This window comes from Streptomyces flavovariabilis (assembly GCF_000725785.1).
Taxonomy (GTDB): domain Bacteria; phylum Actinomycetota; class Actinomycetes; order Streptomycetales; family Streptomycetaceae; genus Streptomyces; species Streptomyces hawaiiensis.
The window spans coordinates 1-21549 of record NZ_JNXD01000014.1 but is presented as its reverse complement, the minus strand read 5'-3'; the positions used below and the strand labels follow the sequence as shown (position 1 = coordinate 21549).

General features: G+C 70.9%; 17 protein-coding genes. 9 read left to right on the top strand and 8 right to left on the bottom strand.

What is annotated here, in order from left to right:
• Positions 1-184: 184 nt before the first annotated feature.
• From IO24_RS0124260 to IO24_RS0124240, 5 genes are read left to right on the top strand one after another with little or no spacing between them, the layout of a single operon-like run.
• On the top strand, positions 185-3217 hold the full coding sequence (locus IO24_RS0124260) for a nitrate- and nitrite sensing domain-containing protein (RefSeq protein ID WP_031138795.1): 3033 nt from the start codon (positions 185-187) through the stop codon (positions 3215-3217).
• On the top strand, positions 3214-3645 hold the full coding sequence (locus tag IO24_RS0124255) for a roadblock/LC7 domain-containing protein (RefSeq protein ID WP_031138792.1): 432 nt from the start codon (positions 3214-3216) through the stop codon (positions 3643-3645). The genes IO24_RS0124260 and IO24_RS0124255 overlap by 4 nt, the downstream gene beginning before the upstream one ends.
• Before the next feature lie 9 nt (positions 3646-3654).
• Positions 3655-4050, top strand: coding sequence for a DUF742 domain-containing protein (locus IO24_RS0124250; protein ID WP_031138790.1), 396 nt, complete (start codon positions 3655-3657; stop codon positions 4048-4050).
• A gap of 24 nt (positions 4051-4074) precedes the next feature.
• On the top strand, positions 4075-4377 hold the full coding sequence (locus tag IO24_RS46660; RefSeq protein WP_107063009.1) for a hypothetical protein: 303 nt from the start codon (positions 4075-4077) through the stop codon (positions 4375-4377).
• On the top strand, positions 4358-4963 hold the full coding sequence (locus IO24_RS0124240; protein WP_031138786.1) for a GTP-binding protein: 606 nt from the start codon (positions 4358-4360) through the stop codon (positions 4961-4963). Before IO24_RS46660 ends, IO24_RS0124240 begins: the two co-directional genes overlap by 20 nt.
• 81 nt (positions 4964-5044) lie before the next feature.
• Here the strand turns inward: IO24_RS0124240 and glpK are convergent, their stop codons facing one another.
• The 5 genes from glpK to IO24_RS0124215 form a co-directional block, all read right to left on the bottom strand.
• Complete coding sequence (gene glpK / locus IO24_RS0124235; RefSeq protein WP_031138784.1) at positions 5045-6565, bottom strand: glycerol kinase GlpK; 1521 nt, start codon at positions 6563-6565, stop codon at positions 5045-5047.
• An 18-nt stretch (positions 6566-6583) separates the two neighbouring features.
• The gene (locus tag IO24_RS0124230; protein ID WP_031138782.1) at positions 6584-7381 is read right to left on the bottom strand and encodes an MIP/aquaporin family protein; all 798 of its coding nucleotides are present in this window, start codon (positions 7379-7381) and stop codon (positions 6584-6586) included.
• Between the two features lie 819 nt (positions 7382-8200).
• Positions 8201-9868: a bifunctional diguanylate cyclase/phosphodiesterase gene (locus tag IO24_RS0124225; protein WP_037668350.1), complete on the bottom strand. Its 1668-nt coding sequence runs from the start codon at positions 9866-9868 to the stop codon at positions 8201-8203.
• A 174-nt stretch (positions 9869-10042) separates the two neighbouring features.
• Entirely contained in the window at positions 10043-11233 is a 1191-nt protein-coding gene (locus tag IO24_RS0124220; protein WP_031138778.1) for a lipid-transfer protein, read from the bottom strand.
• Complete coding sequence (locus tag IO24_RS0124215; protein WP_031138776.1) at positions 11230-11655, bottom strand: Zn-ribbon domain-containing OB-fold protein; 426 nt, start codon at positions 11653-11655, stop codon at positions 11230-11232. The genes IO24_RS0124220 and IO24_RS0124215 overlap by 4 nt, the downstream gene beginning before the upstream one ends.
• Positions 11656-11828: 173 nt before the next feature.
• Here IO24_RS0124215 and IO24_RS0124210 point away from each other — a divergent pair, with 173 nt between their 5' ends.
• Both IO24_RS0124210 and IO24_RS0124205 read left to right on the top strand, forming a co-directional pair.
• Entirely contained in the window at positions 11829-12638 is an 810-nt protein-coding gene (locus tag IO24_RS0124210) for a M15 family metallopeptidase (RefSeq protein ID WP_031138774.1), read from the top strand.
• 47 nt (positions 12639-12685) lie between these two features.
• The gene (locus IO24_RS0124205; RefSeq protein WP_031138772.1) at positions 12686-13222 is read left to right on the top strand and encodes an NUDIX domain-containing protein; all 537 of its coding nucleotides are present in this window, start codon (positions 12686-12688) and stop codon (positions 13220-13222) included.
• Between the two features lie 2 nt (positions 13223-13224).
• Here IO24_RS0124205 and IO24_RS0124200 read toward each other — a convergent pair whose 3' ends face one another.
• Positions 13225-15591, bottom strand: coding sequence for a glycoside hydrolase family 31 protein (locus tag IO24_RS0124200; protein ID WP_031138770.1), 2367 nt, complete (start codon positions 15589-15591; stop codon positions 13225-13227).
• Between the two features lie 211 nt (positions 15592-15802).
• Between IO24_RS0124200 and IO24_RS0124195 the strand changes: the two genes are divergently transcribed.
• Both IO24_RS0124195 and IO24_RS0124190 read left to right on the top strand, forming a co-directional pair.
• Positions 15803-17770 (top strand): acetoacetate--CoA ligase, encoded by a 1968-nt coding sequence (locus tag IO24_RS0124195; protein WP_031138768.1) that lies wholly within the window; start codon positions 15803-15805, stop codon positions 17768-17770.
• A 185-nt stretch (positions 17771-17955) separates the two neighbouring features.
• On the top strand, positions 17956-18846 hold the full coding sequence (locus IO24_RS0124190; RefSeq protein WP_031138766.1) for a hypothetical protein: 891 nt from the start codon (positions 17956-17958) through the stop codon (positions 18844-18846).
• Between the two features lie 72 nt (positions 18847-18918).
• On the opposite strand, the gene ptsP is transcribed toward IO24_RS0124190, so the two are convergent.
• Together ptsP and IO24_RS0124180 are read right to left on the bottom strand one after the other, a co-directional pair.
• Entirely contained in the window at positions 18919-20589 is a 1671-nt protein-coding gene (gene ptsP, locus IO24_RS0124185; protein WP_031138764.1) for a phosphoenolpyruvate--protein phosphotransferase, read from the bottom strand.
• Positions 20590-20667: 78 nt separating this feature from the next.
• Positions 20668-21117, bottom strand: a complete 450-nt coding sequence (locus tag IO24_RS0124180) for a PTS sugar transporter subunit IIA (RefSeq protein WP_031138762.1) — start codon at positions 21115-21117, stop codon at positions 20668-20670.
• Positions 21118-21549: the final 432 nt, after the last annotated feature.

Below are 21549 nucleotides of genomic sequence, written 5' to 3'. Positions count from 1 at the left end.
CGACCACCGGTTTCGGGGAGACAACTCCCGCAATGCCCGGACAACTCGCCATGCCTCGTGGCTGGCGCGGAAGTTCAGGTTCCGGACCGGTCTTCGAGTTCCCTGTGGGTCGGTAGTAGGCTCGCGCCGTTTGTTGACGCACATGTGTACCCCCGGTAGCCGGGGGCCCGAGCTGGGGGAGGCCATGCGCTTTCGCGGGAAGTCCATCCGCCGGAAGATCGTGGCGCTGCTTCTCGTGCCGCTGGTGTCCCTGACCGCGATCTGGGCTTTCGCCACGGTGCTCACGGGACGTGAGGCGGGCGACCTGTTCAACGTGTCGTCCGTGGTGGAGAAGATCGGCTACCCCATCGAGGACACCGTTCGCTTCCTCCAGGAGGAACGCCGCCAGACCCTCGTCTACCTCGCCGACCCCCGCGCCTCCGACGGGCTCGCCGCGCTCCGGCGCAGCCGGACCGCCACCGACGAGGCCGTCGGCAGCATCCGCGAGAACGCCCGGAACCCGGACGTGCGCGACGCGATGGGCGCGGACACCGACGAGCGGCTGACCGCGGTCCTGGACGCCTTCGACGGTATCGAGTCGCTGCGCCGCAGCGTCGAGGACGGCACCGTCAACCGCACCCAGGCCCTCGACCTCTACAACCGGCTCGTCGACCCCTGCTACGTCCTCCTGGCCAACCTGCACGTCGTCGACAACGTCGAACTGGACAAGCAGTACCGCGCGCTGGTCAATCTGGCCCGTGCCCGCGAACTGCTGTCCCGCGAGGACGCCCTCCTCGGCTCCGCCCTGATCGTCGGCAGGATCTCCCACTCCGAAGAGCGGGACATCTCCGACCTCGTGGCCCAGCGCACCCTGATGTACGACGTCAACCTGCCGCTGCTGCCCGTGGCCGAACGTGACCGCTACCAGAGCTTCTGGAAGAACGCCTCCTCCGCTCCCCTGCGCGTGGCCGAGGAAGCCGCCGTCTCCTCCGGGGCCGGAGCCCCCCGCGGCGTCTCCGCCAAGAGCTGGGACAGCGCCGCCGGCAACGTGCTCGACGAGCTCGGCACCCTCAACGACCAGGCGAACGACCGCTACCAGGACCGCGTCCACCCCGTCGCCGTCGGCGTCATCGCCAAGGCGGTCATCGCCGGCGCACTCGGCCTGATCGCGCTCCTGCTCTCCCTCTTCCTGTCCGTACGCGTCGGCCGCACCCTCATCCGCGATCTGCGGCAGCTGCGTCTGGACGCCCACGAGGCCTCCGGAGTGCGCCTGCCCAGCGTCATGCGCCGCCTCTCCGCGGGCGAGCAGGTCGACGTCGAGACCGAGGTCCCGCGCCTCGAGTACGACAAGAACGAGATGGGCGAGGTCGGCCAGGCCCTCAACACCCTGCAGCGCGCCGCCGTCGAGGCCGCCGTCAAGCAGGCCGAGCTGCGCGCAGGCGTCTCCGAGGTCTTCGTCAACCTCGCGCGCCGCAGCCAGGTCCTGCTCCACAAGCAGCTCACCCTCCTCGACGCCATGGAGCGCCGGACCGAGGACACCGAGGAACTGGCGGACCTGTTCCGCCTGGACCACTTGACGACCCGTATGCGCCGGCACGCCGAGGGCCTGGTGATCCTCTCCGGCGCCGCGCCCTCCCGTCAGTGGCGCAAGCCCGTCCAGCTCATGGACGTCGTACGCGCCGCCGTCGCCGAGGTCGAGGACTACGAGCGCATCGAGGTCCGCCGCCTTCCGCGGATCGCCGTCACCGGCCCGGCCGTCGCCGACCTCACGCATCTCGTGGCCGAACTCCTGGAGAACGCCACGGTCTTCTCGCCGCCGCACACCGCCGTGCAGGTGCTCGGCGAGCGGGTTGCCAACGGCTTTACCCTGGAGATCCACGACCGCGGCCTCGGCATGGCCGCCGAAGCGCTGCTGGACGCCAACCTCCGGCTCGCCGAGACGCCGGAGTTCGAGCTCTCCGACACCGACCGGCTCGGCCTGTTCGTGGTCAGCCGACTCGCCCAGCGCCAGAACGTCCGGGTCTCCCTGCAGCCCTCCCCGTACGGCGGCACGACCGCTGTGGTCTTCGTCCCCGACGCGCTGCTGACCGACGACGTCCCGGACACCAACGGCCTCGGATTCCGGCTCGACCGCCCCCAGCTGGCCTCGGGGAGCGAGCCGCAGGGCAGCCGCCGCGCCGCCCTGTCCCAGGCTCCCGCACAGCGCCCCGGCCTGCCCGCCTCGCTGCTGGATGGTCCGGTCGAGCTGGAGGCCCCGGTCGACCTGGACGCCGTCGAAGACTTCCCCGGCGCCATCCAGGACGAGGACAGTGAGCACGGCGGCCTGTTCCGCCCCCGCCACTCCCTCACCCGCGCCCCGGAGGAGACCGCGGGCCGCCGCACCGATCCGCGCCGGCAGACCACCGACGCCCGCAGCGAGGGAGAGCGGGCCGACAGCGACGACGAGCTGAGTGCTCCGGTCTCGCTGCCCCGCCGCCACACTCCCAAGCTGGTCAGCTCGCACGGGCGCCCCGTCACCGACCAGCGCCCCCGGCGGGGAAGGACGGACGAGGAGACCGCCCCGGGCACCGGCCGAACGGAGCCGAGTCCCACCGCAGCGCTCCCGCAACGCCGCCGGGGCGAGGAGCCCGCGGACGGCCCGGCCGCCGGCCGGCCGGGTCCCGAGCCCGCGTCCGCCCTTCCGGCCCGGCGCCGCGGCGAGAGCTCCTCGGCCGGCAGCCGGCGGGGCGACGCCCAGCCGGACGCACCGCCGCCGCTGCCGGCACGCCGTCGCGGGACGGACTCCGCCCGCCGTGGCATCGGCACGACCGGCCGCGACGAGGACCACACCGGTTCCCCGGCCCCGCCCGGCAGCGCCGCCGGCGACCGGCCGGAACCCTTTACGCTCCCGAGGCGGACCCGCCGCGTGGAGATCGCATCGGGCGGCCCGGACGGGCCCGAGCACGGCTCCGGCTCCACGCCGGAGACCACCGGCGGGCCCGCGCGCCGACAGACCGGCTCCGGCACCGCGCCGCTGCCCCGTCGCGTCCGGCAGGCCAGCCTGGCCCCGCAGCTGAAGCGGAGCTCGGAGCCGCGTACCGACGCGGCCGAGCCCGTCGAGCGCGACGCCGATGAAGTACGCAGCCGCATGGCATCGCTCCAGCGTGGCTGGCAGCGCGGCCGTGAGGAGAACGCCGAGGGCGATGCCGCCCACAGCGGCGCAGCACCACAAGGAACGACAGAGGGGGACGGTCGATGACCGCACCGAAGGCGACCGGCCACACGACCAACACGGGCGAGCTGAACTGGCTCCTCGACGACCTGGTGGACCGTGTCGCGAGCATTCGCAAGGCCCTCGTGCTCTCCGGCGACGGTTTGCCGACGGGCGTGTCCAAGGACCTGACCAGGGAGGACAGTGAGCATCTGGCCGCCGTCGCCTCCGGGTTCCACAGCCTCGCCAAGGGCGTGGGGCGCCATTTCGAGGCCGGCAACGTCCGCCAGACGGTCGTCGAGCTCGATGACGCCTTCCTGTTCGTGACGGCCGCCGGCGACGGCAGCTGCCTGGCCGTCCTCTCGGCCGCCGACTCGGACGTCGGCCAGGTCGCCTACGAGATGACGCTCCTCGTGAAGCGGGTGGGCGTGCATCTGGCTGCCGCTCCGCGCACCGATCTGCCCGCAGGCGGGTAGTGGGATGACATGAGCGCTGACGGTCAGGGAAGAAGCCACTGGTTCGACGACGAGGCCGGGCCGGTCGTCCGTCCGTACGCCATGACCCGCGGCCGCACGAGCAGCCAGGGCCAGCACCGCCTGGACCTGATCGCGGTCGTGGTCGCGGAGCCGCACGCGGACGATCCGGAAGCGGACCACATGCTCTCCCCTGAGCACGTGGACATCGTCGAACTGTGCCGCGACATCCCGCAGTCGGTCGCCGAACTCGCAGCGGAACTCGACCTGCCGATCGGGGTGGTACGGGTCCTTGTCGGAGATCTCGTGGACGCGGAGTTCGTCCATGTGAACCGGCCCGTACCCCCCGCCGAGCTGCCGGACGAGAGCATTCTGCGCGACGTGATCAACGGCCTCCGGGCGCTGTGAGCAGCGTGGAAGCGGGGTACTGACGTGACTGGACGGCAGTTCCCGGTGGACCGGGACTTCACCTGCACCGACGTGCCCGCCAGGCGCCCGGACGGCCGGCTGCTCACGCCCAACCGCCGCCCGAGCGTCTTCGCCCGCCGCATCGATCTGCCCGAGCCGCTGTACGGGCGGGTCTTCGAGGTCCACGAGCGTGTCGCCGCCGACGGCGCGGACCTCGTCACCGGCGACGTATTCGTCATCGCACCCCCAGGCGGCGGAGGCTATGGCCCGCCGTCGCCCGACCCCCATCAAGCAGGAGAAGAGATCGATGATCTTCGGGCGTTCTGAGCGCGGCAAGCCTCCGGTCGAGCCCGTCACGCTCAAGATCCTCGTGGCCGGCGGCTTCGGCGTGGGCAAGACCACGCTCGTCGGCGCGGTCAGTGAGATCAGGCCGCTGCGCACCGAGGAACTGCTCACCGAGGCCGGGCGCCCGGTCGACGACACCAGCGGCGTGGAAGGCAAGAACACCACGACCGTGGCCATGGACTTCGGTCGTATCACCCTCCGTGAGGACCTCGTGCTGTATCTCTTCGGCACGCCCGGTCAGGAGCGGTTCTGGTTCATGTGGGACGAGCTCTCCGAGGGAGCGCTCGGTGCGGTCGTCCTTGCCGACACCCGACGCCTGGAGGACTGCTTCGCCGCCGTCGACTACTTCGAACGGCGCTCGATCCCCTTCCTGGTCGGCGTCAACTGCTTCGAGGGCGCTCCCCGTTACCCGATCGAGGACGTCCGCCAGGCCCTCGACCTCGACGAGGGAGTCCCGCTCATGATGTGCGACGCCCGCGACCGCGAGTCGGTCAAGGAGGCGCTCATCGGCGTCGTCCAGCACGCCATGGCGTACGCGGCCGACCGCCGCGAGGCCGTGACCGGCTGACATCGTCTCGGCGTACGCGGCCCGTACCCCCGCCGACCGGGGTACGGGTCGCGGTCGAAGCGACGCTCCACGCGCACGTGGTCAGTTGTCGCCGCCCTCCTCCCAGCCGAAGCTCTTCTCCACGGCCTTGCGCCAGTTGTGGTACTCGCGGTCCCGAACCGACGCCTCCATGTCCGGCGTCCACTCGACGTCCTTCTGCCAGTGCGCCTTGAGCTCGTCCAGGTCGTTCCACACACCGGTGGCCAGACCGGCCGCGTAGGCGGCGCCCAGGCAGGTCGTCTCGGAGACCTTGGGCCGCACCACCGGCACGTCGAGCACGTCCGCCTGGTGCTGCATGAGCAGGTTGTTCTTCGTCATGCCGCCGTCGACCTTCAGGGTGGTGATGTGCACCCCGGAGTCCTGGTACATGGCGTCCACGACCTCGCGTGTCTGCCAGCTCGTCGCCTCCAGCACCGCGCGCGCGAGGTGCGCCTTGGTGACATAGCGGGTCAGGCCGGTGACCACGCCGCGCGCGTCGGAGCGCCAGTAGGGCGCGAACAGGCCCGAGAACGCCGGCACGATGTACGCGCCGCCGTTGTCCTCCACGCTCGCCGCCAGGGGTTCGATCTCGTCGGCGGTACGGATGATGCCGAGCTGGTCGCGGAACCACTGCACCAGCGCGCCCGTTATGGCGATCGACCCCTCCAGGCAGTACACCGGCGCCTCACTGCCGATCTTGTACCCCATCGTCGTCAGCAGGCCGCTCTTCGACGCCACCGGGCGGGTGCCCGTGTTGAGCAGCAGGAAGCTTCCCGTGCCGTAGGTGTTCTTCGCCGTGCCCACGTCGTAGCAGGCCTGACCGAACACAGCCGCCTGCTGGTCACCCAGCGCCGAGGCCACCGGCACACCGGCGAGCTGGCCGACGGCGGTGCCGTACACCTCGGCCGAGGAGCGGATCTCGGGCAGCATGGCCTCGGGGATGTTCATCGCGGCGCAGATCGAGGAGTCCCACTGGAGGGTCTCCAGGTTCATCAGCATGGTGCGTCCGGCGTTGGTCACGTCGGTGACGTGCTGCCCGCCGTCCGTGCCGCCGGTGAGGTTCCAGATCAGCCAGGAGTCCATCGTGCCGAAGGCGATCTCACCGCGCTCGGCACGCGCCCGGAGACCGGGCACGTTGTCGAGCAGCCAGGCCGCCTTGGGCCCGGAGAAGTAGGTGGCCAGCGGCAGGCCCGTCTGCTCACGGAAGCGGTTCTGCCCCTCCGAGCCGCCCAGCTGATTGCACAGCGCCGCCGTCCGCGTGTCCTGCCAGACGATGGCGTTGTGCACCGGCTTTCCCGTGGCCCGGTCCCACAGGAGGGTCGTCTCGCGCTGGTTGGTGATCCCCATCGCGCTCAGCTGGTCGGCCCTCAGGCCGGCCTTCGCGATCGCCCCCGCCACCACCGCCTGCACCTTGGACCAGATCTCGGTGGCGTCGTGCTCCACCCAGCCGGGTTTCGGGAAGATCTGGCGGTGCTCACGCTGGTCCACGGCGACGATGGCGCCGTCCTGGTCGAAGACGATGCAGCGGCTCGACGTGGTGCCCTGGTCGATGGCTGCGACGTACTTCGCGGAGTTGTCCGTCATGGCTGTCCCTTCGGCTGGTCAGAAGGCTGCGTTGTAGATGAGGGCCCCGAGGATTCCGCCGACAGCAGGTCCCACCACCGGGACCCATGCGTACCCCCAGTCGGATGCTCCCTTGTGGGGGATCGGGAGGAACTGGTGCACGATGCGCGGGCCGAGATCACGTGCCGGGTTGATCGCATAGCCTGTGGGGCCACCGAGGGAGAGACCGATCCCTACGACCAACAGGGACACCAACAAGATCGAGATGCCGGAACCATAGATACCGGCTCCCTCGCCCGGGATCGGGCCGATGCCGACGCCCTGGACGACCCTGTTGTCGCCGACCAGGGCAAGGATGGGCAGCACCAGGGCGATGGTCGCGAGGATCTCCGTCATCAGGTTGGCGACCGGGTTCCTGATCTCAGGGATGGTGGCGAAGATGCCGAGCGTGGGTACCGGCTCGTCCTCTGTGCCTTCCGTGGTGCCCGTCTTCCGCACGTTGGCCTGGAACTGGGCGAAGTAGAGCAGGTACGCGAGGACGGCGCCCAGCATCGCCCCCACGATCTGCCCGAGCAGGTAGATCCACACCTTGTCCCACACGCCTGTGTCGACGGCCAGACCGAGCGTGACGGCGGGGTTGATGTGGCCTCCCGACAGCGGGGCGGCGGTGTACGCGCCGGCCAGGACACCGAATCCCCAGCCGAACGCGATGACGATCCAGCCTGACGCCCTGGCCTTCGAGAATCTCAGGGTGACGGCGGCGCACACGCCGGCACCGAACAGGATCAGAATCGCCGTGCCGATCATCTCGCCGACGAAAATGTCTCCGTTACTCATGGCGGCTCCTCAGCCCTGGCCCGGGACGATCGGCCCCGGTTCTCACCTGCAGGGTGCGTTTCCCGTGGCTACTTCAGCCGAAGGCGGAGACCGCGCCCCGCCCGGCATCCGTGACGAGCGTGCCGTCGCAGCCAGTCGCCCGTGAGGAGCAGGCCTTGGCGCAGGCGCGTCCACGCGCCGCAGTGCCGGGATACGCCGCCTATGTACGGTGATGTCGACTGACACGGGAAGTGTTCACCGGCACCCAGAGAGCGTCAAGGTCGCCGACCGCAACGGTTGACGGCCATTCGACGGCCGCCGGGCTCGCGGTGGGCCGGCGGGCCGGTTGCTCGGCCACGGCGCGCCCGGTCGGGTCGTTGTTCAGATCTGTTCAGGACCCGCGCGGGCCTGGGTGAGCCGCGCGAGGCTTGGCTGATGGTGTCCGGCCTCCGCCGGGCTCCGCCTGGGGCGAAAGCCCAGCCGCACCTGACTCCTCGCTTGCTAGTGTCCAGGATTCACCTGACCTGGCGGTTTCTCAACCGCAGGAGTTCCGCGGGGCTGTGGCCACCACGGAAGGGCCCTGGCGGCCGCTGCCGGCCGCGTCCGCGCACGACGTCGGCAGCACCGCAACCCAGCGTGCGCTGCCGACCAGGAACCCGCTGATGCGGTCCGTCGCCCAGGACCCCGTCGGGTCCGCCGGCCAGGAGCCCGTCGGTCAGGAGCCCGTCGGTCAGGAGCCCGTCGGTCAGGAGCCCGCCGGCCAGGAGCCCGTCGGCAGGAATCCGGCACCCGCGCCCCGAGCACGGTCGCGTCACCGCGGCTCAGCCGTTCCCACGCGTCTCAGACGCCGTGCGCGCCCCGCTCGACCGCCGCCCCGCACCCCGCTGACGCCGGTGTCGGTGCCGGTTGCGAGCCCCGGAGGGTTTCGTGGCCAGGCATCCCCGCCCGGCCCAGTACCCAACTCGCCCCGTGCAGCGCTTTCGCCGCCTTCTTCAACGGAGCCAGGCAGGCCGCGGCCTGCCGGTGGCCGGTCACGCTGCCCGGCGCGCACACCACCGTCGCGAGCGACAGCGTGACCGGCCGGCCTCCCGCCGACCAGGAAGCGTCCAGCACCGAGGCGGCCAGCGGATCGATACCGTCCGGATCGGCGAGCACCAGGAAGTCGTCCCCGCCGATGTGCCCCACGCGCGCGCCGTCCGTCGCGGCTTGTTGCAGCGCCCGGCCCACCGCCCGGATCAGATCGTCGCCCGCAGCGAATCCGGCCCCGTCGTTGACCTGCTTGAAGTGGTCGACGTCCAGCCAGCTCAACGCGAACGCCCGCCCCGCAGCGATCCGCCGGTCCACCTCGGCGGTGATCGCGTCCGAGCCGGGCAGACGCGTCAGCGGGTTCAGCCCTGCCGCTTCCTCCACCCGTGTTTCGGCCAGCGCTCGCACGAGGTCCGCGAGCCGCACGGCTCCCACGCACCGCCCGCACTCGTCCACCACGGCCACGTCGTCCGAGGTGCGGTCCCGTCCTCCGACCGCGACCACGTCCAGCACTTCCCACGCCGTGGCGTCGACGCCCACCGTCCGCGGCGGGTCCCCGAGCTTGGCCGCGGGCCGGTCGGCGTACAGGGCATGCCCGTAGCGGCCCGACATCGACAGCAGGAAGCGGGAGCGGTGCAACGACCGGACCGGCAGGCCGGTGCTGTCCACGAGCAGCACCCCGGACACGTCGGGCGCCCCCGTCAGCAGGGCTCGCACCTGTCCAGCGGAGGCGGTGGCCGGCAGCAGAGCGGCGGGCCGGACGAATTCGCGCACCGACGGCCCGGTCCGCGGTGCGGCCGCATCGGCGGGGGAGCGGGGCGGGACGTAGACGTCGGTGGCGGGCAGGCGCGCCGGCGGCGCGAACAGCTCGCCCTGGGCGAGCTGCGCCCCGCCCGCGAGTGCCGCCGCGCACTGCCCTTCGGTCTCCACGCCCTCGACGGCCAGGAGCGCCCCCAGCTCGTCGCACAGCGTCCGCATCGACCGCACCACCGCCGGCCGGGCCAGCAGCGACGCGTCCAGCTTCACCAGGCCGGGCGAGAGGTCCGAGAGCAGCCGCAGGGGCATATCCCCGTCCCCGACTCCGTCCGCGCAGATCCGGAAGCCCTGCCCGCGCAGCGAGGCCACCGCGTCCAGCAGAGCCTGCTGCGGCACATGTGTGTACGGCGGGCAGAGGTCGAGCGTCACCTCCCAGGGAAGCCGCCCTGCCCCGCGCACGGCATCGTGCAGTGACGGCAGCCCGCCGAGGTCCGCGAGGGTCCCGGCGAACACGTTGACGAACAGCGGAAGCAGGGTCTCCTTGCGTACCGCCGCGCGGATCGCCGACACCGCCAGCCGACCGTCGAGTTCGGGATCCCGGCGGGCCTCGGCGAGGATGTCGCCGGTCTCCGGGCGGGCGAGTATCTCCAGCCCCGCGACCGCGCCGGTCGTCAGATTGACCACCGGCTGGAAGGCGAAGCGGAGAGTATCCGTCCAGGAGAGCACGGGAGCATGATTGACGCCACCGGCGCACGCCCAAGCCCAGTTCATGAGACGTTCACGCAGGATTCCCGTGCGATCACACAGCGTAAGACCAAGGGCTCGGGCCCGGGCCTGATGCGTCATTACGACGGGCACCAGTTCGCACCAGCCGCGGTGCCGGTCCAGGGCCACTGGGGCTCACCGCACCGCGATCACCGCCGACCCGTGCCCGAACAGCCCCTGGTTCGCGGTGATACCCACACGTGCTCCCACGACCTGCCGGTCGCCCGCCTCACCCCTCAACTGTCGGACCAGCTCGCAGACCTGGGCTATCGCCTGTGCCGGAACGGCCTCGCCGAAGGAGGCCAGTCCACCGCTGACGTTCACCGGTACGCGACCGCCCAGGGCCGTCGCCCCGTCCCGCAACAGCTTCACGCCCTCACCCTCACCGCACAGCCCCAAGTCCTCGTACCACTGCAACTCGAGGGCGGTGGACAGGTCGTAGACCTCGGCCAGCGACAGGTCCTCCGGCCCGGTGCCCGCCTCTTCGTAGGCCGTGCGGGCGATCGATCTCCGGAATGTCTCCTCGGGCGGATCCACGGCCACCGCGGAGTCCGTGGCGATCTCCGGCAGGTCCAGCACGGCATTCGGGTAACGCGGTGTCACTGTGGACACGGCTCGGATCCGCACCGGCTCCGGCCGGCCGTGCCCGCGCGCGAACTCCATGCTCGAGAGCACCACCGCCGCGCCGCCGTCGGAGGTCGCGCAGATGTCGAGCAGCCGCAGCGGGTCGGCGACGACGGCGGAGCCGGCGACCTCCTCGGCGGTGACGCGGCTGCGGTAACGAGCGAAGGGGTTCAGCGCGCCCATCGCCGAGTTCTTCACCTTCACCTGTGCGAAGTCGTCCGGTGTGTCGCCGTGCAGCGCCATGCGTCTGCGGGCGTAGAGCCCGAAGTACACGGGGTTGGTCGCCCCGAGGATCCGGAACCGGAGCCAGTCGGGATCGTCCGGTCTGTCGCCGCCCGCAGGACGGAAGAATCCCTTGGGAGCGGCATCTGCCCCCACTACGAGCACCACATCGGCGAGCCCGGCGAGGATCTGGGCCCGTGCGGCGTCGACGGCGTGCGCGCCGGACGCGCACGCCGCGTACACGCTGGCGACCCGGGCCCCCTGCCAGCCCAGTGCCTTCGCGAACGTCGCCCCGGCGACATACCCGGGGTAGCCGCCCCGCACCGTGTCCGCGCCGATGATCGCGCCGATGTCCCGCCATTCCAGCCCGGCATCGGTGAGAGCCGCGCGGGCCGCTGCGGCGCCGTACTCCGCGAAGTTGCGCCCCCACTTGCCCCACGGGTGCATGCCGGCGCCGAGCACCGCCACTTCTTCCGTCATGCCGTCACCCCCGTCGGCCGCCAATACCACGTCGTCCAGGTCGTCTCCGCGTCCTCGTGGAGCACACCGGGCACGACCTCAACCTCCAGGCCCACCGCCAGATCCTTGACGGTGATCCCGGGAGCCGCCTGTCCCAGCACCACCATCCGCTCGGCCTCCAGCTCCACAGCGATGAACGCGCACGGCTCCCACGAAAGTTCCGGATCGGTCACGTAGGGTGACGGTGGCCGGTATCGGCTGTCCGTGAACGACCAGATGCGTCCCCGCCGCGACAGCGGGGTCGGCGCCAACTCGCCGCCCGCACAGTCGGGGTTGCGGCAGTGATGGTCCTCGCGGGGGAAGAAGACCGAGGCGCACGCCGAACAGCGTGTGCCGAGCAGCCGGAAGTCATCCCCTTCCCCGGCGAACCACCCTGCCGCCACAGGTGTTCGTGCACGCGCCACAGCGCCCTCCCCAGACGGAATCTGACGGAACGTCAGAAGTGTGTCACGGCCGGTCGGAGATCGGCAGCCCACGAGAGCGGAAGCGCCGGGTGGTCGCCACGCCGCACGCGATCCCTTTCCACGGTGCCCCCGCTCCTGATAGACGCAAGGGCATGACACGACTCACCACCGTGGCACGCGTCCTGATCACCGCGTTCGCCGCCTTGCTGGCATCGACCGCCCCCACCGCGACCGCCCGGGCCGGAACCGACCCCAAGGCGCCGAAGGACTTCGTGGCGCTGAGAAGCGTGGACCCGACGATCATCCAGGAGATGCGCTACGTCACCCCGCACAACTTCGTGGGCGAGCGCATCGACGGCTACCGGCAGCCCAGCTGCATCCTCACCCGCCCCGCCGCCGAAGCCCTCCACAAGGCCCAGCGGAAGCTCCTGCGCCAGGGCTACACGCTCAAGGTGTACGACTGCTACCGGCCACAGCGGGCGGTGGACCACTTCGTCCGCTGGGCCGAGGACCTCGACGACGAGGCGATGAAGGGCGAGTTCTACCCGAACGTCGACAAGACCCGGCTCTTCGCCGACGGCTACATCGCGGCGAAGTCCGGCCACAGTCGCGGTTCGACCCTGGACGTCACGCTCGTCAGGCTCCCGGCGAAGCCGACCCGGCCCTACCGTCCCGGGGAGCCCTTGGCGCCGTGCTTCGCTCCCCAGGGCGAGCGGTTCCCCGACAACTCGATCGACATGGGTACCGGTTTCGACTGCTTCGACACCCTCTCGCACACCCTCGACCCCCGCGTCCAGGGCCAACAGCGTGCCAACCGGTCGCTGCTCAAGAGCACCCTGGAAGGCCTCGGATTCGTGAACCTGCCAGAGGAGTGGTGGCACTACACCTTCAAGCCCGAGACCTATCCGGACACGTACTTCGACTTCCCGGTGTCCAGGGAGTCGCTCAGCGGCGCTCACTGAGCAGCCTGCTCGAGGCGCCCCCTCCGTGATCGGCTACAGTCCGCCGCGTGTCCGAAACCCAACACCCCGCTTCCAACTCCGCGCCGAATTCCCACTGTTCGCACTGTGGCGCGCCCTACGCAAAGGGCGTCACCGGCTGGCCCCGCACCTGCCCGGCGTGCGGGGCCGTGGCCTACCGCAATCCGCTCCCGGTCGCGGTGGCCCTCCAGCCCGTGTACGACACCGACGGCACCGCCCTGGTCGTCATCACCCGAACCATCCCTCCCGCGCGCGGGGGCACCGCCCTGCCCGGCGGCTACATCGACGACCGGGAGGACTGGCGGCAGGCCGTCATACGCGAACTCAGGGAGGAGACGGGCATCGACGCGGCCGGCCGTGACGTACGGCTGGTCGATGCGATGAGCTCACCCGACGGACACCTGCTGCTGTTCGGTCTCCTCCCGGAGCGCCCGGCCGAGGGCCTGCCCTCCTCCGCCGCCACGGACGAAACAGAGGGCTGGCACCTCCTGCGCAGACCCGAGGAACTCGCCTTCCCCCTGCACACCCTTGCCGTACGGGCCTGGTTCGAGGGCCGGTACATCTGAGCTCAGAGCTCCCCGGCCCCGCGGACGCGCACCGGGTAGGGCGGCGCGCCCCCGTCGTCCTCACCCTCCCGCTCCACGACCACCCGCGAGCCCATCCACCGAGCGGTGTAGCGCTCGATCTCCGGTTCGTCCCACCCGTCGCCCCTGTCGGGTACGACCAGCCCGCCCCCGGCCCGTCCCCGGGCGGGCGCCCACACCTCCAGCTCCAGCCCGCCGTCCTCCCCGCGTACGGGAAGCACCGCACCCGCGCGGGCGAACACCGGTATCCGCGACAGAGGCGCGTCGACGAGCACCTGCGCCGCCCCCTCGTAGGCCTGCCCTGTCGCGGTGTCGTACCAGCGCCCCCGCGGCAGCTGCACGGCACGCCGGTCGGTGCCCGGGTCCAGCACCGGCGCCACCAGCAGGCTGTCACCCAGCAGAAAGGCGTCCCCACAGTCACGCAGCGCCCGCTCCTCCGGCGCCGCCCACCACAGAGGCCGCACATAGGGCGCTCCGGTACGCCGTGCCAGATGCGCCAGCGTCACGAAGTAGGGCAGCAGCCGCCGGCGCTCGACGAGCGCCACGCGCGCGTGCTCCAGCACCTCGCCACCGAACTCCCACGGCTCCCTGCGTCCCGCCCGCAGACTCGCGTGCGTACGGAACAGCGGCAGATAGGCGCCCAGCTGGAACCACCGCAGATACAGCTCGGGGGACGGATCCCCGTCGAAGCCCCCGATGTCCGGCCCCGAGTAAGGGACGCCGCACAGCCCCAGCCCCATCACCAGCGCCAAGGACGCCCGCAGCCCCGGCCAGCCGCTGGCCACGTCCCCCGACCACGTCCCCCCGTAGCGCTGCATGCCGGCCCACCCGGAGCGGGAGAACACGAACGGCCGTTCCTCGGGCAGGAGCTTCCGCAGCCCTTCGAAGCCGGCCCTTGCCATACACAGCGCGTACACGTTGTGCGCCTCGCGGTGGTCACCGCCCCGCCCCTCCAGGGAGTGCCGGGCCGAACGAGGCAGCGTCGACTCCCCGAAGGCGGTGAACGACGTGGGCTCGTTCATGTCATGCCAGAAACCCGAGAAGCCCTGGGCGAGCCGCTCCTCGTAGAGACCACCCCACCACTCACGCACGCGCGCGTGCGTGAAATCGGGAAACACCGCCTCCCCGGGCCACACGACACCCTCCACCACCTCACCCGAGGCGTCCCGCACGAAAGCGTCCTCGGCCGCCCCGCCGTCGTACACCGCTCGGCCGGGCAAGGCCTTCACGGCCGGGTCGACGACCGACACCAGCCGGATGCCGTCCCGCCGGAGCTCCTCCGCCAGCACGGGCAGCTTGGGGAAGCGGTCCTGGTCGACGGTGAACACCTGATGTGCCTCGAGGTGGTCGATGTCCAGGTGCACGGCGTCCAGCGGCAGACCGTGCTCCAGGTACCCCGCGACGACCCGCCGCACCTCCTGCTCGCTGCCGAACCCCCACCGCGCGTGATGGTGCCCGAGCGCCCACGCGGGCGGCAGTGCGGGCGCACCGGTGAGCGACGCCCAGGCGAGCAGCACGCGCCCGGGAGTCCCCACCATCACCCAGCAGCGCAGCGGACCGCCGTCCATCCGCAGCTGGCTCGTCCCGGCCCGGTCGTGCCCGGAACCCGCGCCCTCCTCACCCTCCCGCAGCGTCACCGTGCCGTCCCACGAGCTGTCGTGGAACGCCAGATGCGTACCGCCGTCGGACACCACCAGCTGCACCGGCATCGTGATGTACAGCGGGTCGTCCCCAGGCGCGAAGGCACGGCCGGGATCGGTGTTCCACAGCCGGTACGTCCCGTCCGGCAGCCGAGGACCCGAGGTGCGCCCACCAAGCCCGAAGAACCGCGCGTCGGCGCCCACCTCCGACCGCTGCATCCACCGCGCCGGGCCGCCGCCGACCGGCTCCCACCACCGCGGCGGCAGATCACGCCGCAGGGTCACGCCACCCGGAGTGCGTACCTCCACCGCGCCGTGCCGCGAGATCACGACCGTCACCCGCTCGGCCACCACGCGCCAGCCGCCGTCCTTGTCCGGCTCCAGGACCGCCCGCGGATCCGGCTCCGGACAACGGCCGGCCAGCGCGTACGACGGCTCGGGCTCCGCCCCGTCCCAGCCCCAGAACACGGCCCCGTTCACGGCCACCAGGATCCGCAGCTCAGACCGGCTGAACCGGATGACCCCGCCTCCGGGCCCCGGCTCCGCGTCCTCCACGGGCCCGGGCACCCGCGCACGCTCCGCCCCCCGCGCCGGCAGCCCGGTGGCGTCGGCCCGGCGCCTGCGCCACGCTGCTCGTACGGTTCGCACACCCTGCGCCGCCCCCACCGAAGCCACCGCTTTCACCGAACGCACCAGGTCACGACCGTTCATGCTGCTCACCCTGCCACTGACAGCCCCGCGCACGGGTGTCGTTCAACTGCCGTTCACCCGTGCCAGGACCACATCTTCACGACACGGACTATGTGGGGCGCACCCTGGTGTCGAAGTCGATCACATGGCATTGTCCGTGCCAGCCGCTCACGCGCACACCCCAGCCCGTGCGCGGAGGACGCACACGACGCGCACAGTCCGGGAGCCGACCATGTCGACCGACAGTTTCCAGCCGCTCTGGCAGCCCGACCCCGAGCGCATCGCCCGGGCACGGATCACCAGGTTCCAGGCCTGGGCCGCCGAACACCACGGCGCCCCCGCCGAGGGCGGCTACGCGGCCCTGCAGCGCTGGTCCGTCGACGACCTGGACACCTTCTGGAAAGCCGTCACCCAGTGGTTCGACGTCCGCTTCTCGACCCCCTACGCGCGCGTGCTCGGCGACCGCTCGATGCCGGGCGCCCAGTGGTTCCCCGAAGCGACCCTCAACTACGCCGAACACGCCCTGCGCGCGGCCGAGACCCGCGCCGACGAACCAGCCCTCCTGCACGTCGACGAGACACACGAACCCCGCCCCGTCACCTGGGCCGAGCTGCGCCGCCAGGTCGGCTCCCTGGCTGCCGAGCTGCGCGCTCTCGGCGTACGTCCCGGGGACCGCGTCAGCGGCTACCTCCCCAACGTCCCGCAGGCCGTGGTCGCCCTCCTCGCCACAGCCGCCGTGGGCGGCGTCTGGACCTCCTGCGCGCCCGACTTCGGCGCCCGAAGCGTCCTCGACCGGTTCCAGCAGGTCGAACCCGTCGTGCTCTTCACGGTCGACGGCTACCGCTACGGCGGCAAGGAACACGACCGACGCGAGACCGTCGCCGAACTGCGCCGCGAACTGCCCACGCTGCGCGCCGTGATCCACATCCCGCTCCTCGGCACCGAGGCACCCGAGGGCGCCCTGGACTGGTCGGCCCTGACCTCGGCCGACATGGACCCCGTCTTCGAGCAGGTGCCCTTCGACCACCCCTTGTGGGTGCTCTACTCCTCCGGCACGACCGGCCTTCCCAAGGCCATCGTCCAGTCGCAGGGCGGCATCCTCGTCGAACACCTCAAGCAACTCGGCCTGCACTGCGACCTCGGCCCCGAGGACCGCTTCTTCTGGTACACCTCGACCGGCTGGATGATGTGGAACTTCCTCGTCTCCGGCCTGCTCACCGGCACCACGATCGTCCTCTACGACGGCAGCCCCGGCTACCCCGACACCGGCGCCCAGTGGCGGATCGCCGAACGCACCCAGGCCACCCTTTACGGCACCTCCGCCGCCTACGTCATGGCCTGCCGCAAGGCCGGCGTGCACCCGGCCCGCGACTTCGACCTCTCTTCCGTCCAGTGCGTCGCCACCACCGGCTCGCCCCTGCCGCCCGACGGCTTCCGCTGGCTGCACGACGAGGTCCGCCACGACCTGTGGATCGCGTCCGTCAGCGGTGGCACCGACGTGTGCTCCTGCTTCGCCGGAGCCGTACCGACCCTCCCGGTCCACGTCGGCGAGCTCCAGGCCCCGTGCCTCGGCACCGACCTGCAGTCCTGGGACCCGAGCGGCAGCCCCCTCGTCGACGAGGTCGGGGAACTGGTCGTCACCAACCCCATGCCGTCGATGCCCATCCACTTCTGGAACGACCCCGACGGCAGCCGCTACCACGACAGCTACTTCGACACCTACCCCGGCGTATGGCGGCACGGCGACTGGATCACCGTCACCTCCCGCGGATCCGTCGTCATCCACGGCCGCTCCGACTCCACGCTCAACCGCCAGGGCGTCCGCATGGGATCCGCCGACATCTACGAAGCAGTGGAACGCCTCCCCGAGATCAGGGAGTCCCTCGTCATCGGCATCGAGCAGCCCGACGGCGGCTACTGGATGCCCCTCTTCGTTCACCTTGCCCCCGGCCACGCCCTCGACGAGTCCCTGCTGAACCGCATCAAGCAGACGATCCGCGAGCAGCTCTCACCGCGCCACGTCCCCGACGAGATCATCGAAGTGCCCGGCGTCCCGCACACCCTCACCGGCAAGCGCATCGAGGTCCCCGTCAAGCGACTCCTCCAAGGCACCCCGCTGGAGAAGGCGGTCAACCCGGGCTCCATCGACAACCTCGATCTGCTCGGCTTCTACGAGGACCTGGCCCGCAAACGAGCCTGACCGCGACTACCCCCAGCACACAACTCCCTGTCATCAGGGCTCAAGGCGCAGGAGACGCATCGGATATCCCCCTGACCTGCGCCTTCCTCCCTCGGCCGACTGTGCGATCACCGGGCGAGGGACACGTTGTCAGTGCCGCCGGTTACTGTGAGTGAGCATTGATCGACCGTGCACAGGGGGAAACAATGGCGCACACCGACAACCGGACCATGCGACGCGTCCTGCACCGCGAAATCGCCGGCACCATCGGCCTGCTGACCGACGAGCACGACTTCCGGGCCATGCGTCGCTACCGCAGTTTCACCTTCGCCGACCACGCGACCTACCTGAAACAGGTGGAGGCCCTCCTCAGGACCCGCTCCCTGCAGGGCAGCCACACCACGGTGGCCCTCTTCGACCCCGAGGAGTACGCCGAGTTCTGCGCACAAAAGGGCCTGAACCCCGACAACCCGTCGAGCCGCACACGCTTCACCGCACAGATCGCGCTCACGGGCCCGACCCTCCCCTACGACGGCCGCCCGCTCGCCGACCTGCTCCCCGCCCTCGTCGACGAAGCCGTACGGCAGGCCACCTGGGAGTACGCGACCACCCTCCTCGCCCGACTGGGCGCCTGCACCTCCTGCGGCGAGGACATCGGACGCGCCGCCTTCACCCGAGCCACGGACCTCCTCGTCCGCATCCTCGACACGGCGCCACCCGGCAACCGCCACCTCGTCTGCAGCGTCACCGGACCGCCCGAAAGCCTCATCGCCGCCCTCCACATCACCGACGACGGGGCCGCCCTGGAACTGGACGAGAGCGAAGCCCTCGAGTTCACCACGGTCCTGGCCCTCGGCCTGGCCACCGAAAGCCCCGGGGGACTCGTCATCCGCGTCAGCGCCCCGGACACCCCCGACCGCGTCTACGGCTGGCGCCTGCGCGCCCACGGACTCGAACCCCTCACCGCGGGAGAGGTCTTCGACGCCTACTGCACCGACGTGGAATCGGGAGACCTGATCTCACCGGAATCCAACGTCGACTACTGCGCGCCGCCCGACCTCCGGGAGGGCAAACCGACCCCAGGGCACCAGCACTGAAAATGCTGGAGGGGCGCCCCACCTCCGTGGAGCGCCCCTCCAGATAAGCCGTCGTCGCGGGCAAGGACCTGCCTACTCGCCCGACAACACCGCCTGCGCAGCGCTGCGCGCGGCCTCGGCGCTGTCCGTCGCCCGCGCCGCCGCCGCGGCCCGCTCGCACTGCGCCAGCGTGTACTTCGCCAGCGTCGCCCGGACGTAGGGAATCGACGCAGCACCCATGGAGAGAGAGGTGACGCCCAGACCGGTCAGCACACACGCGAGCAGCGGGTCGGACGCGGCCTCACCACAGACACCACAGCTCTTGCCCTCGGCCTTCGCCGCCTCGGCGGACAGCTCCACCAGGTCGAGCAGAGCGGGCTGCCACGGATCCTGCAGACGGGACACCGCGCCCACCTGACGGTCGGCGGCGAAGGTGTACTGAGCGAGGTCGTTCGTCCCCAGCGACAGGAACTCGACCTCCTGCAGGATCGAGCGAGCCCGCAGTGCGGCAGAAGGGATCTCGACCATCGCGCCGAACTTCGCCCGCAGCCCGGCCTCACGGCAGGCGTCCGCGAAGGCCCGGGCGTCCGTACGGTCCGCCACCATCGGGGCCATGACCTCGAGGTAGACCGGCAGTCCCTCCGCCGCCTTCGCGAGCGCGGTCAGCTGGGTGCGCAGGACCTCAGGGTGGTCGAGCAGTGTCCGCAGACCTCGCACGCCCAGCGCCGGATTCGGCTCGTCGCCCGGCGTGAGGAAGTCGAGCGGCTTGTCCGCACCCGCGTCCAGCACCCGCACCACGACACGCCCCTCGGGGAACGCCTCGAGCACCTGCCGGTACGCAGCGACCTGCTTCTCCTCGGACGGCGCCTGCTTGCTGTCGTCCAGGAAGAGGAACTCGGTACGGAAGAGACCCACTCCCTCGGCACCGGCCTCGACGGCGGCCGCCACATCAGCGGGACCACCGATGTTCGCGAGCAGCGGCACCTTGTGACCGTCCGCCGTGGCACCGGGCCCGGTCGACGCCGCCAACGCGGCCTTCCGCTCAGCGGCCGCTGCCTCGAGCTGAGACTTCTTCTCGTCGCTCGGGTCCACGAAGATCTCTCCCGTGCTGCCGTCGACGGCGATCATCGTGCCCTCAGCGAGCTCACCGGCACCCGGCAGTGCCACCACGGCCGGCACCCCGAGCGCCCGGGCCAGAATCGCGCTGTGGCTGGTCGGACCGCCCTCCTCGGTGACGAAGCCGAGCACCAGAGTCGGGTCCAGCAGCGCTGTGTCGGCCGGAGCAAGATCACGGGCAACCAGGACGTAGGGCTCGTCGCTGTCGGGGACGCCCGGCATCGGCACCCCCAGCAGACGGGCGACAATACGATTCCGCACGTCGTCGAGGTCGGCCACGCGACCAGCGAGGTATTCACCCGCCCCCGCCAGCAGCTCGCGGTAGGAGGCGAACGCGTCGTACACCCCGCGCTCCGCCGTGCTGCCCACGGCAATCCGCCGCTCCACGTCGGCCATCAGCTCGGGGTCCTGGGCCATCATGGCCTGCGCCTCAAGCACCGCCTGGGCTTCGCCGCCGGCCAGGTTGCCGCGTGCCATCAGGTCCGCCGCCACCGCCTCCACGGCCTTGCGGGCGCGCCCCTGCTCACGCTCCGCCTCGTCCGCCGGGATCTGCTTCGCGGGCGGCTCGAGCACCGCCGTTCCCATGTGCCGAACCTCGCCGATGGCCACACCGTGGCTCACGCCGACGCCTCGCAGCGTTGTCTCCATCTCACCCGTCTCCGATAGAGCGGCGGGCCCCGCCGCCGCGTTGGTTGTCGTTCTCGCCGTCATAGGACGGCACTGACGTCACTTCCAGAGGAAGAGACTGTCGCCGGCCTTCACTTCGCCGTCGATGCGAAGATCGGAGAGAGCTTCGGCCGTGGCCTCCAGTGCCACGACCGGGCAGACCGCGGACTTGCCGGCCGCCTCGACTGCGGCCGGGTTCCAGCGCACCACGCCCTGACCGCGCCTGACGGTGTCGCCCTTGTTCACGAGCAGCTCGAAACCCTCGCCGTTGAGTTGCACGGTGTCGATGCCGAGGTGGGTGAGCACGCCGTGTCCGCTCTCGTCGACGACGACGAACGCGTGCGGGTGCAGGGAGACGATGACGCCGTCCACGGGCGAGACGGCCTCGGAAGGCTCACGTACGGGGTCGATCGCTGTGCCCGGGCCGACCATGGCCCCGGAGAAGACGGGATCCGGCACGGCTGCCAGTCCGATGGCGCGTCCTGCGAGCGGGGACGTCACGGTGGTCATGGGAAGCCTCCCAGGGGTGGAGATCGATATGGCCGTCCCTGTAGGTACCGGGCGGCACACTGTTCAGCAGCGTATGTCACCTGAAGTGCCGGTTCCGCGTGAGCACCCCGAAGTGGTCTAGACCATACCCCAAATCGATTTGCACCCGCTCCGCAGCCGCGTGTACAGTCGTACTCCTGCTTGGGGCTGAGCGACGCAACTTCGTGTCCTGGCCGGGCAGCAACCAACTTGTCAGATCCTATCTTCGGATCGCCTTCTGCATGCCTGCAGGACGGTGGTTCGGAGGGCCGGAAAAACACTGATAGAGTTTGGAACACCGAAGGGAAGCGCCCAGAGGAAAGCCCGAGAGGGTGAGTACAAAGGAAGCGACCGTTCCTTGAGAACTCAACAGCGTGCCAAAAGTCAACGCCAGATATGTTGATACCCCGTCTC

Coding starts and splice junctions, on each gene's coding strand:
- IO24_RS0124255 (WP_031138792.1), top strand. CDS start 3,214: ATGACCGCACCGAAGGCGACCGGCCACACGACCAACACGGGCGAGCTG.
- IO24_RS0124190 (WP_031138766.1), top strand. CDS start 17,956: ATGGCGCACACCGACAACCGGACCATGCGACGCGTCCTGCACCGCGAA.
- IO24_RS0124180 (WP_031138762.1), bottom strand. CDS start 21,117: ATGACCACCGTGACGTCCCCGCTCGCAGGACGCGCCATCGGACTGGCA.
- IO24_RS0124240 (WP_031138786.1), top strand. CDS start 4,358: ATGATCTTCGGGCGTTCTGAGCGCGGCAAGCCTCCGGTCGAGCCCGTC.
- IO24_RS0124250 (WP_031138790.1), top strand. CDS start 3,655: ATGAGCGCTGACGGTCAGGGAAGAAGCCACTGGTTCGACGACGAGGCC.
- IO24_RS0124210 (WP_031138774.1), top strand. CDS start 11,829: ATGACACGACTCACCACCGTGGCACGCGTCCTGATCACCGCGTTCGCC.
- IO24_RS0124195 (WP_031138768.1), top strand. CDS start 15,803: ATGTCGACCGACAGTTTCCAGCCGCTCTGGCAGCCCGACCCCGAGCGC.
- glpK (WP_031138784.1), bottom strand. CDS start 6,565: ATGACGGACAACTCCGCGAAGTACGTCGCAGCCATCGACCAGGGCACC.
- ptsP (WP_031138764.1), bottom strand. CDS start 20,589: ATGGAGACAACGCTGCGAGGCGTCGGCGTGAGCCACGGTGTGGCCATC.
- IO24_RS0124220 (WP_031138778.1), bottom strand. CDS start 11,233: ATGACGGAAGAAGTGGCGGTGCTCGGCGCCGGCATGCACCCGTGGGGC.
- IO24_RS0124200 (WP_031138770.1), bottom strand. CDS start 15,591: ATGAACGGTCGTGACCTGGTGCGTTCGGTGAAAGCGGTGGCTTCGGTG.
- IO24_RS0124230 (WP_031138782.1), bottom strand. CDS start 7,381: ATGAGTAACGGAGACATTTTCGTCGGCGAGATGATCGGCACGGCGATT.
- IO24_RS0124260 (WP_031138795.1), top strand. CDS start 185: ATGCGCTTTCGCGGGAAGTCCATCCGCCGGAAGATCGTGGCGCTGCTT.